The organism is Pseudomonas parasichuanensis, from assembly GCF_021601385.1.
Lineage (GTDB): Bacteria > Pseudomonadota > Gammaproteobacteria > Pseudomonadales > Pseudomonadaceae > Aquipseudomonas > Aquipseudomonas parasichuanensis.
On sequence record NZ_BQHO01000041.1, the window covers coordinates 1 to 12,938 of the forward strand.

Consider the following 12,938-nt stretch of genomic DNA (forward strand, 5'->3'; position numbering starts at 1 on the left):
AGGGCGTGGGTGGGGGCGGCTTGGGCGAAGCAAGCCATGCACGCCAGGGCGAAGCAAAACAGCATTTGTGGGAGCGGGCTTGCCCGCGAATGCGTCCGTTCGAGCAACGTGGTTGTCTGGGCGGACGCATTCGCGGGCAAGCCCGCTCCCACAGGTTCAGCGCAGGGGCGGGCGATCAAGAACGCCTCAGTCCTGGCGGCTGGTCACTTCCAGCAGGTGGTAGCCAAACTGGGTCTTCACCGGGCCTTGCACGGTGTTGACCGGTGCGCTGAACACCACGGTGTCGAATTCCTTGACCATCTGGCCTGGGCCGAACGAGCCCAGGTCACCGCCCTGGCGGCTGGATGGGCAGGTGGAGTTGGCCTTGGCGATTTCGGCGAAGTCGGCGCCGGCTTCGATCTGTGCTTTGAGTTCGTTGCACTTGTCTTCAGTGGCAACCAGGATGTGGCGGGCGGTGGCTCGGGCCATGGGGTACTGCTCCTAGGGGTGAAAAAGGGCAAGCCTAGCGCAATTGTCTAGGCCATGTCTCGCAAGGCTTGCCGACTGCTTCCTACAAACGTTTGGCCGCTTCGCGCAGCATCGACTCGGTCGCGCTCCAGCCCAGGCAACCGTCGGTGATCGACACACCGTACTTCAGCGCGCCAGCGCCCAATGCCTGGCAACCGTCGAACAGGTGGCCCTCGATCATCACCCCGACCAGCGAGCGGTCGCCGTTCAGGCGTTGCTGCAGCACATCCTCGAACACCGCCGGCTGGCGCATCGGGTCCTTGCCGCTGTTGGCATGGCTGCAATCGACCATGATCCGTGGTGTCAGGCCCGCCTTGGCCAGGCCCTGGCGCGCCTGGGCAACGCTGTGGGCATCGTAGTTCGGGCCCTTGTGGCCGCCGCGCAGCACCAGGTGGGTGTCCGGGTTGCCGAGGCTCTCGATGATCGCCGGGTGGCCCTGGGCGTCCATGCCGAAGTGGCGGTGCGGGTGTGCGGCGCTGCGCATGGCGTCGCAGGCAATGCCGATACCGCCGTCGGTGCCATTCTTGAAGCCGACCGGCAGCTCCAGGCCACTGACCATTTCACGGTGGATCTGCGACTCGGTGGTGCGCGCGCCAATCGCCGCCCAGCCCAGCAGGTCGTCGAAGTAGCCGGCGGCCATGGGTTGCAGCAGCTCGGTGGCGATCGGCAGGCCGCGTTCGAGCATGCTCAGCATCAAGCCACGGGACAGGGCGATGCCCGAATGCATGTCGTCGCTGCCATCCAGGTGCGGGTCGTAGGCCAGGCCTTTCCAGCCCACCGTGGTGCGTGGTTTTTCAACGTAGGCGCGCATCACCAGCAGCAGCTTGTCGCCGACTTCACGGCTGAGCGCCGCCAAGCGGTCGGCGTATTCCAGCGCCGAGCGCGGGTCGTGGATCGAGCACGGGCCGACGATCACCAGCAGGCGCTCGTCACGGCCTTCGATAATGGCGCGGATGGCCTGGCGGTGGCTGTGGACTTGCTGGGCGAGTTCGGTAGACAGCGGCATCTGCTGCTTGAGCAGGTGCGGGCTGGGCAGGCGTCGGCTGACAGTGGTGTTGGCCGCTTGCGGTTGGGTCAGGGGCAGGGCGAGGTTCGAGGCGTGCATGGCGTTTTTTCCCTGGGCGGACGGCGGGTTCTGGCCCGCGCGGTCGGCCCTATCGTAGTGTTCGACTGGTCGTCAAATTGATTAGTTGTGCGGCATCGCCACCGGAAATCGACCGAACGGAGGCGGCAGGCTGGCCCGAACGGGATTGGCTAAATCGCCATGCAAAGGTGCTTGGGTAGGAATAGGTGGTGTAGTTCATGAATCAGTCCTCAAGATGAAGCGTTGAATGGGTTGGCCCGGAAAAACAAAACCCCCGGTCGGGGAGCCGACCGGGGGTTTGAGTATTCTCATGTTCGGCGGCCCCTCGAAGGTGGGCGCCGGGTGGGTTATCGGCGCCTAGTAGCTAAACCAATAACCAAAATAAAAGCTCGCAACGGCGTTACGACCGGCAACGGCCAGCACGCGGTGCGCAGGGCGACCGGTGTGGTTGGCGTGGTTGCAGGTGTGTTTCGGCATGTTGCTCTCCAGTGAATGTGCCCGAGCTTACTGCACCTTGGCGCGGGTGTTCAATGGGTAATTGCTATCGGTGTGATTGAGCGTGCCAGGTGCTGTTCAATTCTGCCTGCACAAAACGGATACCACTCTGCACGATCTGGATATCTGCGCCCCCACCCAGGGCATAACCTGACCCGGCCTGAACAATAACAATGGAGGCCCTGGCCATGTCCCTGGGATTCGACTACCTCAATGCCATGCTCGAAGATGACCGGGAGAAGGGCGTCTATCGTTGCAAGCGTGAAATGTTCACCGACCCGCGCCTGTTCGACCTGGAGATGAAACACATCTTCGAGGGCAACTGGATCTACCTGGCCCACGAAAGCCAGATCCCCGAAAACAACGATTTCCTCACCCTTACCATGGGGCGCCAGCCGGTCTTCATCGCGCGCAACAAGGACGGGGTGCTCAACGCCTTCCTCAACGCCTGCAGCCACCGCGGCGCCATGCTGTGCCGGCACAAGCGCGGCAACCGGTCCAGCTACACCTGCCCGTTCCACGGCTGGACCTTCAACAACAGCGGCAAGCTGCTCAAGGTCAAGGACCCAAGCAACGCCGGCTACCCCGACAGCTTCAACTGCGACGGCTCCCACGACCTGACCAAGGTGGCGCGCTTCGAGTCGTACCGCGGCTTCCTGTTCGGCAGCCTGAACGCAAACGTCAAACCTCTGGTCGAGCACCTGGGTGAGTCGGCGAAGATCATCGACATGATCGTCGACCAGTCCCCTGAGGGCCTGGAAGTGCTGCGCGGCGCCAGCTCGTACATCTACGAGGGCAACTGGAAACTCACCGCCGAAAACGGCGCCGACGGCTACCACGTCAGCTCCGTGCACTGGAACTACGCCGCCACCCAGAACCAGCGCAAGCAGCGCGAGGCGGGCGACGAGATCAAGACCATGAGCGCCGGCGCCTGGGCCAAGCAGGGCGGTGGTTTCTACAGCTTCGACCACGGCCACCTGCTGCTCTGGACCCGCTGGGCCAACCCCGAGGACCGCCCGGCCTACGAGCGCCGTGAGCAGCTGGCCGCCGATTTCGGCCAGGCCCGCGCCGACTGGATGATCGAGAACTCGCGCAACCTGTGCCTGTACCCGAACGTGTACCTGATGGACCAGTTCAGCTCGCAGATCCGCATCGCCCGGCCGATTTCGGTGAACAAGACCGAGATCACTATCTACTGCATCGCGCCCAAAGGCGAGAGCGCCGATGCCCGGGCCAAGCGCATCCGCCAGTACGAGGACTTCTTCAACGTCAGTGGCATGGCCACCCCGGATGACCTGGAAGAGTTCCGCTCGTGCCAGACCGGCTACGGCGGCGGCACCGGCTGGAACGACATGTCCCGCGGCGCGCAGCACTGGGTCGAAGGTGCCGACGAGGCGGCCAAGGAAATCGAGCTCGAACCGCTGCTGTCGGGCGTGCGCACCGAGGACGAAGGCCTGTTCGTGCTACAGCACAAGTACTGGCAGGACACCATGATCCAGGCGTTGAAAGACGAACAGCAACTGATCCCCGTGGAGGCCGTGCAATGAGCCTGCATGACACCGTGCGCGACTTCCTCTACCGCGAAGCGCGCTACCTGGACGATGCCCAATGGGACCAGTGGCTGGAGCTGTATGCCAGCGACGCGACCTTCTGGATGCCGTCCTGGGACGATGACGACACCCTGACCGAAGACCCGCAGAGCGAGATCTCGCTGATCTGGTACGGCAACCGTGGCGGCCTCGAGGACCGGGTATTCCGCATCAAGACCGAGCGCTCCAGTGCCACCGTGCCGGACACCCGCACCTCGCACAACATCAGCAACATCGAGATCGTCGAGCAGGGCGAAGGCAGCTGCCTGGTGCGCTTCAACTGGCACACCCTGAGCTTTCGCTACAAGACCACCGACAGCTACTTCGGCACCAGCTTCTACACCCTCGACCTGCGTGGCGAGCAGCCGCTGATCAAGGCGAAGAAGGTGGTGCTGAAGAACGACTACGTGCGTCAGGTCATCGACATCTACCACATCTGATCCACCCGGCGGAGCCTGTCGGTGTGCCCCTCGGCGCGCCGCGGCCAGGCTCGCCCGCGAGGTGCACCATGAGCTTTCAAATAGCACTGAATTTCGAGGACGGGGTTACCCGCTTCATCGAGGCCGACGGCCAGGAAACGGTGGCCGACGCCGCCTACCGCCAAGGCATCAACATCCCGCTGGATTGCCGTGACGGCGCCTGCGGCACCTGTAAATGCAAGGCCGAATCGGGCCGTTACGACCTGGGCGACAACTTCATCGAGGACGCCCTGAGCGAGGAGGAAATCGCCCAGGGCTACGTGCTCACCTGCCAGATGCGCGCCGAAAGCGACTGCGTGGTGCGCATCCCGGCCTCGTCACAGCTGTGCAAGACCGAACAGGCCAGCTTCGAGGCGGCCATCAGCGATGTGCGCCAGCTCTCGGCCAGCACCATCGCCTTGTCGATCAAGGGCGAGGCGCTGAACCGCCTGGCGTTCCTGCCGGGGCAGTACGTCAACCTCAAGGTGCCGGGCAGCGAGCAGAGCCGCGCCTATTCATTCAGCTCGCTGCCCAAGGACGGCGAAGTCAGCTTCCTGATCCGCAACGTGCCGGGCGGGCTGATGAGCAGTTTCCTCACACAGTTGGCCAAGACTGGCGACAGCATGAGCCTGGCCGGCCCCCTGGGCAGCTTCTACCTGCGGCCGATCCAGCGCCCGTTGTTGCTGCTGGCCGGCGGCACCGGCCTGGCGCCCTTCACCGCGATGCTGGAGAAGATCGCCGAGCAGGGCAGCGAGCACCCGCTGCACTTGATCTACGGCGTGACCAACGACTTCGACCTGGTCGAGCTGGACCGCCTGCAGGCCCTGGCCGCGCGCATCCCCAACTTCACCTACAGCGCCTGCGTGGCCAACCCCGACAGCGAGTATCCGCAGAAGGGCTATGTGACCCAGCACATCGAGCCGCGCCACCTCAATGAAGGCGATGTGGATGTGTACCTGTGCGGCCCGCCGCCGATGGTCGAGGCGGTCGGCCAGTACATCCGCGAACAGGGCATCACCCCGGCCAACTTCTACTACGAGAAGTTCGCAGCGGCGGCCTGAGGCTTTTACGGGGCTGCCCGCATCGTGCGGGTGAGGGTGGCCTCTTTTTATTCCTGGCAAAACGCCAACCCAGTGGGAGCGGGCTTGCCCGCGAAGAGGCCAGCAGGTTCAACAACTGTGCCTGGTCGGACGCCTTCGCGGGCAAGCCCGCTCCCACAGGGACCAGCGGGGAAGCGGAGATAGATGATGAACAACAGATTCCACAACAAAGTCGCCCTGGTCACCGGCGCCGCCCAAGGCATCGGCCGCGCCGTGTGCTGGCGGCTCAAGGCCGAAGGCGCGCAGGTGGTGGCGGTGGACCGTTCCGAGCTGGTCCATGAACTGGCCGGCGAGGGCATGCTGACCCTCACCGCCGACCTTGAGCAACACGACGACTGCGCCAAGGTCATGGCCCGCGCCGTGGACACCTTCGGCCGCCTCGACATCCTCATCAACAACGTTGGCGGTACCATCTGGGCCAAGCCCTTCGAACACTACGACGTGCAGCAGATCGAGGCCGAAGTGCGCCGTTCGCTGTTCCCCACCCTGTGGTGCTGCCACGCCGCCTTGCCGTACATGCTCGAACGCGGCAGCGGCGCCATCGTCAACGTCTCGTCCATTGCCACCCGTGGCGTCAACCGCGTGCCCTACGGCGCGGCCAAGGGCGGCGTCAACGCGCTCACCGCCTGCCTGGCCTTCGAAACCGCCGAGCGCGGCATCCGCGTCAACGCCACCGCCCCCGGCGGCACCGAGGCGCCGCCAAGGCGTATCCCGCGCAACCAGGCCGAGCAGAGCGCGCAGGAGAAGGGCTGGTACCAGCAGATCGTCGACCAGACCGTCGCCAGCAGCCTGATGAAACGCTACGGCAGCCTCGACGAACAGGTCGGCGCAATTCTCTTCCTGGCCTCAGACGAGGCCTCGTACATCACCGGCGTGACCCTGCCGGTGGGCGGTGGCGACCTCGGCTGACGGACGCCCCGGCAAGGTTTGCTCTTCACACAACAAAAACAAAAGAGACAGATGCCATGCGAACACTCGACGTGCACCCGATCATCGACAATGCCCGCTTCAGCCCCTTCCACTGGATGGTCATGGCCTGGTGCGGCCTGCTGCTGATCTTCGACGGCTACGACCTGTTCATCTACGGCGTGGTCCTGCCGACCATCATGAAAGAATGGGGCCTGACCCCGCTGCAGGCCGGCGCCCTGGGCAGCTATGCGCTGTTCGGCATGATGTTCGGCGCGTTGGCGTTCGGCAGCCTGGCCGACCGCATCGGGCGCAAGAAGGGCATCGCCATCTGTTTCGCGCTGTTCTCTGGGGCCACCATCCTCAACGGCTTCGCCAGCAGCCCCAGCGAATTTGGCCTGTACCGTTTCTTCGCAGGACTGGGCTGCGGCGGGCTGATGCCCAACGCCGTGGCGCTGATGAACGAATACGCGCCCAAGCGCCTGCGCAGCACCCTGGTGGCGATCATGTTCAGCGGCTACTCGCTGGGCGGCATGCTCTCGGCCGGGGTTGGTATCTTCCTGCTGCCGCGCTTCGGCTGGGAGTCGATGTTCTTCGCCGCCGCCGTGCCGCTGCTGTTGCTGCCGGTGATCCTCTACTACCTGCCCGAGTCCATCGGTTTTTTGGTGCGCCAGGGCCGTATGGAGGAGGCGCGCAAACTGCTCAAACGCCTCGACCCACACTGCGACGTGCAGGCCGATGACCAGCTGCAGGCCGTGGACAGGAAGGGGCAGGGCGCCTCGGTGCTGGAACTCTTTCGCAACGGCCTGGCGGTGCGCACCCTGGCCCTGTGGCTGGCGTTCTTCTGCTGCCTGCTGATGGTCTACGCACTGAGCTCTTGGCTGCCCAAGTTGATGGCCAACGCCGGCTACAGCCTCGGTTCCAGCCTGTCGTTCCTGCTGGTGCTGAACTTCGGCGGCATGGCCGGGGCGATCCTCGGCGGCTGGCTGGGCGACCGCTACAACCTGGTCAAGGTCAAGGTGGCGTTCTTCATCGCCGCCGCGCTGTCGATCAGCCTGCTGGGGGTCAACAGCCCGATGCCGGTGCTGTACCTGCTGATCTTCATCGCCGGCGCCACCACCATCGGCACGCAGATCCTGCTGTACGCCGGCGCCGCCCAGCTGTACGGCCTGTCGGTGCGTTCCACCGGCCTGGGCTGGGCCTCCGGCATCGGCCGCAACGGCGCCATCGTCGGCCCGCTGCTCGGTGGCGCGCTGATGGGCATCAACCTGCCGCTGCAACTCAATTTCATCGCCTTCGCCATCCCCGGCGCGATTGCCGCGCTGGCCATGGCCGTGCACCTGGCCAGTGGCCGGCGCAAGGCCCTGGCGGCGACGGCCTGACCCTTTACTGACTGAACTGGAGCCCTGGCATGACAAGCCCGACCATCGACCGGCTGGAGGCGATCATCGTCGACCTGCCGACCATCCGCCCGCACAAGCTGGCCATGCACACCATGCAGCAGCAGACCCTGGTGATCCTGCGCCTGCGCTGCAGCGACGGTGTGGAAGGCATCGGTGAAGCCACCACCATCGGTGGCCTGGCCTATGGCTACGAAAGCCCCGAAGGCATCAAGGCCAATATCGACGCCTACCTGGCGCCGGCGCTGGTCGGCATGGCCGCCGACAACATCAACGCCGCCATGCTCAAGCTCGACAAGCTGGCCAAGGGCAACACCTTCGCCAAGTCCGGCATCGAGAGCGCCTTGCTCGATGCCCAGGGCAAGCGCCTGGGCCTGCCGGTCAGCGAACTGCTGGGCGGGCGCGTGCGCGACAGCCTGGAAGTGGCCTGGACCCTGGCCAGCGGCGACACCGCCCGCGATATCGCCGAGGCCGAGCACATGCTCCAGATTCGTCGACACCGGGTGTTCAAGCTGAAGATCGGCGCCAACCCCGTGGAGCAGGACCTCAGGCACGTGGTGGCGATCAAGCGTGAGCTGGGCGAGCGCGCCAGCGTGCGCGTCGACGTCAACCAGTACTGGGACGAGTCCCAGGCCATCCGCGCCTGCCAGGTGCTGGGCGACAACGGTATCGACCTGATCGAGCAGCCGATCTCGCGCATCAACCGCGGTGGCCAGGTTCGCCTTAACCAGCGCAGCCCGGCGCCGATCATGGCCGACGAGTCCATCGAAAGCGTCGAGGATGCCTTCAGCCTGGCCGCCGACGGTGCGGCGAGCATCTTCGCCCTGAAAATCGCCAAGAACGGCGGCCCGCGTGCCGTGCTGCGCACCGCGCAGATCGCCGAAGCGGCCGGGATCGCCCTGTACGGCGGGACCATGCTCGAAGGCAGCGTGGGCACCCTGGCCTCGGCCCATGCCTTCCTGACCCTTCGCCAGCTGACCTGGGGCACCGAGCTGTTCGGGCCGCTGTTGCTGACCGAAGAAATTGTCAACCAGCCGCCGGTGTACCGCGACTTCCAGCTGCATGTGCCGGCCAGCCCCGGCTTGGGTTTGACCCTGGACGAGGCGCAGCTGGCGCGCTTCGCCCGCCGCTAGAAAGAACACCCAGGCCCCGTGGGAGCGGCTTTAGCCGCGAAGCAGGCGACACGGTGGATGGCACCGGCGAAGCCGGTGTTCGCGGCTAAAGCCGCTCCCACAGTGAACGATTTACGACCCGGTTAGACGCAAGGAGATCCCCATGCTGTTCCACGTGAAGATGACCGTAAAACTGCCGGTCGACATGGACCCGGCCAAGGCCGCGCAACTCAAGGCCGATGAGAAAGAGCTGGCCCAGCGCCTGCAGCGCGACGGCACCTGGCGCCACCTGTGGCGCATCGCCGGGCACTACGCCAACTACAGCGTGTTCGACGTGCCCAGCGTCGAGGCGCTGCACGACACCCTGATGCAGCTGCCGCTGTTTCCCTACATGGACATCGAGGTCGCCGGCCTGTGCCGCCACCCCTCGTCGATCCACAGCGACGACCGCTAACAACCCACAAGAACAATTCGAGGTACCAGATCATGACCGTGAAGATCGCCCACACCCCCGATGTGCAGAAATTCTTCGAACAAGCCGCAGGCTTTGGCAATGACGAAGGCAGCTCGCGCCTCAAGCGCATCGTGCAGCGCGTGCTGCAGGACACCGCGCGGCTGATCGAGGACCTGGAGGTCAGCGAGGACGAGTTCTGGCTCGCCGTGGACTACCTCAACCGCCTGGGCGGTCGCGGTGAAGCCGGGCTGCTGGTGGCGGGGCTGGGCATCGAGCACTTCCTCGACTTGCTGCAGGACGCGAAGGACGCCGAGCTGGGCTTGACCGGCGGCACCCCGCGAACCATCGAAGGCCCGCTGTACGTGGCCGGCGCACCGCTGGCCCAGGCCGTGGTGCGCATGGACGATGGCAGCGAGGAGGGCGTGGCCACGGTGATGTACCTCGAAGGCCAGGTGCGCGGCCCCGATGGCCAGCCGCTGGCCGGGGCCACGGTGGACCTGTGGCATGCCAACACCCGCGGTACCTATTCGTTCTTCGACCAGAGCCAGTCCGAGTACAACCTGCGCCGGCGCATCGTCACCGACGCCGAAGGCCGCTACCGCGCCCGCTCCATCGTGCCGTCCGGCTATGGCTGCGACCCCCAGGGGCCGACCCAGGAGTGCCTGGACCTGCTCGGCCGCCACGGCCAGCGCCCGGCGCACATCCACTTCTTCATTTCGGCGCCGGGGTATCGGCACCTGACCACGCAGATCAACCTGGCGGGCGACAAGTACCTGTGGGACGACTTCGCCTATGCCACCCGCGATGGGTTGGTGGGCGAGATCACTTTCCGCGAGGACGGGGCGCGGGGTGTGGCGGGGCGCTATGCCGAGATGCAGTTCGATTTCCAGTTGCAGAAGGCGCAGGACAGCGACGCCGAACAGCGCAGCGGGCGGCCGCGGGCTTTGCAACAGGCCTGAGGCATCGCGGCGACCTTTTCGCGGGTAAACCCGCTCCCACAAAGTGACTGCGGACCTGTGGGAGCGGGTTTACCCGCGAAAAGGGCAACATCAAAACAAGAGCTGGACACAAAGCCCGGCCCAACCCGCCCTGCGAGAAATCCCATGAAAACCCTGTTCAAGGATTGCTCCCTGTCCGCCGTCGTGGCCGGCTGCATCGCCACGCTGATTTCCTATGCCGGCCCGCTGGTGATCATTTTCCACGCCGCCGAAGCCGCCGGCCTGTCCCATGGCCAGCTGTCCTCCTGGGTGTGGGCGGTGTCCATGGGCAGCGCCTTGCTGGGTGGCCTGCTGAGCCTGCGTTATCGGGTGCCGGTGGTGATCGCCTGGTCGATCCCGGGCTCGGCACTGTTGGTCAGCGCCTTGCCGCACATTGGCCTGGAGCAGGCGATCGGCGCCTACCTGGTGGCCAATACGGTGCTGCTGCTGATCGGCATCAGCGGCGCCTTCGACCGCCTGATCGCCCGGCTGCCCGGCTCCATTGCCGCCGGCATGCAGGCCGGGATCCTGTTCAGCTTCGGCATCGAGGTCTTCCGTGCCTTGCCGGTGCAACCGGTACTGGTGCTGGCGATGTTCGTCGCCTACGTGCTGATGCGCCGGGTGCAGCCGCGCTATGCGGTGGCGACGGTACTGGCCGTGGGCGCCCTGGTGACCGTGGCCAGTGGCGAATTTCGCGGCAGCGAACTGGTGCTGGCCCTGGCCACGCCGCAATGGACCACGCCGCAGTTCAGCCTGGCCGCGACCTTCAGCCTGGCCCTGCCGCTGGTACTGGTGGCGCTGACCGGGCAGTTCATGCCGGGCATGGCGGTGCTGCGCAATGCCGGCTACCGCACAGAGGCCAGCCCACTGATCAGTGCCAGTGCCCTGGGCGGCCTGCTGCTGGCGCCGTTCGGCTGCCACGGGCTGAACCTGGCGGCGGTCACCGCCAGCCTGTGCACCGGCCGTGAGGCTCACGAAGACCCGCGCAGACGCTACGTGGCAGCCGTTGCGGGCAGTGCGCTGTACCTGCTGCTGGGCATTGCCGGGGCCACCTTGATGTCGTTGTTCGCCGCGTTTCCCGCCGCGTTGATCGCCGCCCTTGCAGGCCTTGCACTGTATGGCGCGATCAGCGAGGCCCTGGCGCGCAGCCTGGCCGAACCCGGCGAGCGCGATGCCGGGCTGTTCACCTTCCTGGTCACCGCCTCGGGCGTGACTTTCCTTGGGCTGTCGGCCGCGTTCTGGGGGCTGCTGTTCGGCCTGCTGGCTCATGCGCTGGTCCACCTGCGCCGGCCAAGGCTGCGCGCCGCCACTTCTGAACAGGAGTCCTGAGCCACCCACCACGTTCTGGTTCTGCGCTTTATCACATAACAACAAGATCAGAGAGCTTCGGAATGAACCACACCCCTTGCGTCGCCATCGGCCTGAGCCTGCTCAGCCAACCACTGTGGGCTGCCGACGGCGGCTTTTTCGAGGACGCCAAGGCCAGCCTCAGCGCCCGCAACTATTACTTCAGCCGTGATTTTTCGGACATCGTCGGCGCCAACCAGCAGTCCAAGGCCGAAGAGTGGGCCCAGGGCTTCATCCTCGATTTCAAGTCCGGCTATACGCCGGGCACCGTTGGCTTTGGCGTGGATGCCCTGGGCCTGCTCGGCATTCGCCTGGACAGTAGCCCCGACCGGGTCAACACCGGCCTGTTGCCGGTGCACGGCGATGGTCGCGCCGCCAGCGAATACAGCCGCCTGGCTCCGACTTTCAAGGCACGGCTGTCGAAGACCGAGCTGCGCGTCGGCGAACTGCAGCCCAACCTGCCGGTGCTGACCTTCAGCGATATCCGCCTGCTGCCGCCGACCTACCAGGGCGTGAGCCTGAGCTCCAGCGAGCTCGACGGGCTGACCCTGCAGGCTGGCCACCTCCGCTCGACCCACCTGCGCAACGAAGCCGGCGACGGCAAGCTCAATGCCATGCTCGGCCATGTGCCGATGCGCCAGGCCGAAAGCGATGCGTTCAATTATGTCGGCGGCGATTACGCGTTCAATGCCAACCTGAGCAGCCTGAGCCTGTGGCATGGGCAACTGGAAGACATCTACCAACAGAGTTTCGTGGGCTTCAAGCACAGCAAGCCGTTGGGGGACTGGGTGCTCAGTGCCAACCTGGGCTACTTCACGGCCCGCGAGGATGGCGATGCGCTGCTGGGGAACATCGACAACCAGGCGTTCTTTTCGATGTTCACCGCCAAGCGGGGTGGGCACAGCTTCGGCGCCGGTTACCAGGCCATCTACGGCGACAGCCCGTTCCCACGGGTGTTTGCCAATATCAGCCCGCTGGGCAACGAAGTGCCGACCTACGAGTTCGCCTATACCGACGAACGCTCGTATCAGCTGCGCTACGACTACAACTTCGCTGCCATGGGTATCCCGGGGTTGACGGCTACGGTGCGCTACATCACCGGTGACAACGTCGATACCGGCAAGGGCTTCGAGGGGCGTGACCGTGAGCGGGATATCGATTTGGGCTATGCGGTGCAGAGCGGGGTGCTCAAGGGCTTGGGGATCCGGGTGCGCAATGCCATGGCGCGGTCCAACTATCGCAGTGATATCGACGAGAACCGACTGATCCTGATGTACACCTGGCAGTTGTTCTGACCAATGCTGGGGCCGCTGTGCGGCCCTATCGCGGCACAAGGCCGCTCCTCCAGGAAATCGCGTTCACCTGTAGGAGCGGCCTTGTGCCGCGACAGGGCTGCGAAGCAGCCCCCGCCAAATTGAATGGTGTAGCAGGCATCCGCCCAAACAACCCACCCCCAGTTTTGTGCATCCGACAGAGGCCACTCCATCACACAACTGTCAGCATGCGAGG

12 protein-coding genes are annotated in these 12,938 nt (G+C 65.2%); 10 read left to right on the forward strand and 2 right to left on the reverse strand.

Going from position 1 to position 12,938, the window contains the following annotated elements:
- Nucleotides 1-186 precede the first annotated feature (186 nt).
- Nucleotides 187-468 carry a peptidylprolyl isomerase gene (locus L6D77_RS23985; RefSeq protein WP_054884552.1) on the reverse strand — a complete coding sequence of 94 codons (282 nt, stop codon included), beginning with the start codon at nt 466-468 and terminating at the stop codon, nt 187-189.
- 82 nt (nt 469-550) lie between these two features.
- Nucleotides 551-1,612, reverse strand: coding sequence for a 3-deoxy-7-phosphoheptulonate synthase (locus tag L6D77_RS23990; RefSeq protein WP_232884699.1), 1,062 nt, complete (start codon nt 1,610-1,612; stop codon nt 551-553).
- 662 nt (nt 1,613-2,274) lie between these two features.
- Between L6D77_RS23990 and benA the strand changes: the two genes are divergently transcribed.
- The 10 genes from benA to L6D77_RS24040 all read left to right on the forward strand — a co-directional run bounded on the left by benA (nt 2,275) and on the right by L6D77_RS24040 (nt 12,724).
- Nucleotides 2,275-3,633, forward strand: a complete 1,359-nt coding sequence (gene benA, locus L6D77_RS23995; protein ID WP_232884698.1) for a benzoate 1,2-dioxygenase large subunit — start codon at nt 2,275-2,277, stop codon at nt 3,631-3,633.
- Entirely contained in the window at nt 3,630-4,115 is a 486-nt protein-coding gene (gene benB, locus L6D77_RS24000) for a benzoate 1,2-dioxygenase small subunit (protein ID WP_232884697.1), read from the forward strand. Before benA ends, benB begins: the two co-directional genes overlap by 4 nt.
- A 68-nt stretch (nt 4,116-4,183) precedes the next feature.
- On the forward strand, nt 4,184-5,194 hold the full coding sequence (benC, locus tag L6D77_RS24005; RefSeq protein WP_232884696.1) for a benzoate 1,2-dioxygenase electron transfer component BenC: 1,011 nt from the start codon (nt 4,184-4,186) through the stop codon (nt 5,192-5,194).
- 186 nt (nt 5,195-5,380) lie between these two features.
- Nucleotides 5,381-6,142, forward strand: a complete 762-nt coding sequence (locus L6D77_RS24010; protein ID WP_232884695.1) for a 1,6-dihydroxycyclohexa-2,4-diene-1-carboxylate dehydrogenase — start codon at nt 5,381-5,383, stop codon at nt 6,140-6,142.
- 56 nt (nt 6,143-6,198) lie between these two features.
- Nucleotides 6,199-7,521 carry an MFS transporter gene (locus L6D77_RS24015; protein WP_232884694.1) on the forward strand — a complete coding sequence of 441 codons (1,323 nt, stop codon included), beginning with the start codon at nt 6,199-6,201 and terminating at the stop codon, nt 7,519-7,521.
- Nucleotides 7,522-7,550: 29 nt separating this feature from the next.
- The gene (locus L6D77_RS24020; protein WP_232884693.1) at nt 7,551-8,672 is read left to right on the forward strand and encodes a muconate cycloisomerase family protein; all 1,122 of its coding nucleotides are present in this window, start codon (nt 7,551-7,553) and stop codon (nt 8,670-8,672) included.
- A 142-nt stretch (nt 8,673-8,814) separates the two neighbouring features.
- Complete coding sequence (gene catC, locus L6D77_RS24025; RefSeq protein WP_232884692.1) at nt 8,815-9,105, forward strand: muconolactone Delta-isomerase; 291 nt, start codon at nt 8,815-8,817, stop codon at nt 9,103-9,105.
- 32 nt (nt 9,106-9,137) lie between these two features.
- Nucleotides 9,138-10,064, forward strand: coding sequence for a catechol 1,2-dioxygenase (gene catA / locus L6D77_RS24030; protein ID WP_232884691.1), 927 nt, complete (start codon nt 9,138-9,140; stop codon nt 10,062-10,064).
- Nucleotides 10,065-10,208: 144 nt separating this feature from the next.
- Complete coding sequence (locus L6D77_RS24035; protein WP_232884690.1) at nt 10,209-11,411, forward strand: benzoate/H(+) symporter BenE family transporter; 1,203 nt, start codon at nt 10,209-10,211, stop codon at nt 11,409-11,411.
- Between the two features lie 62 nt (nt 11,412-11,473).
- A complete protein-coding gene (locus L6D77_RS24040) occupies nt 11,474-12,724 on the forward strand; it encodes an OprD family porin (RefSeq protein ID WP_232884689.1) in 1,251 nt (416 codons plus the stop codon).
- Nucleotides 12,725-12,938 lie beyond the last annotated feature (214 nt).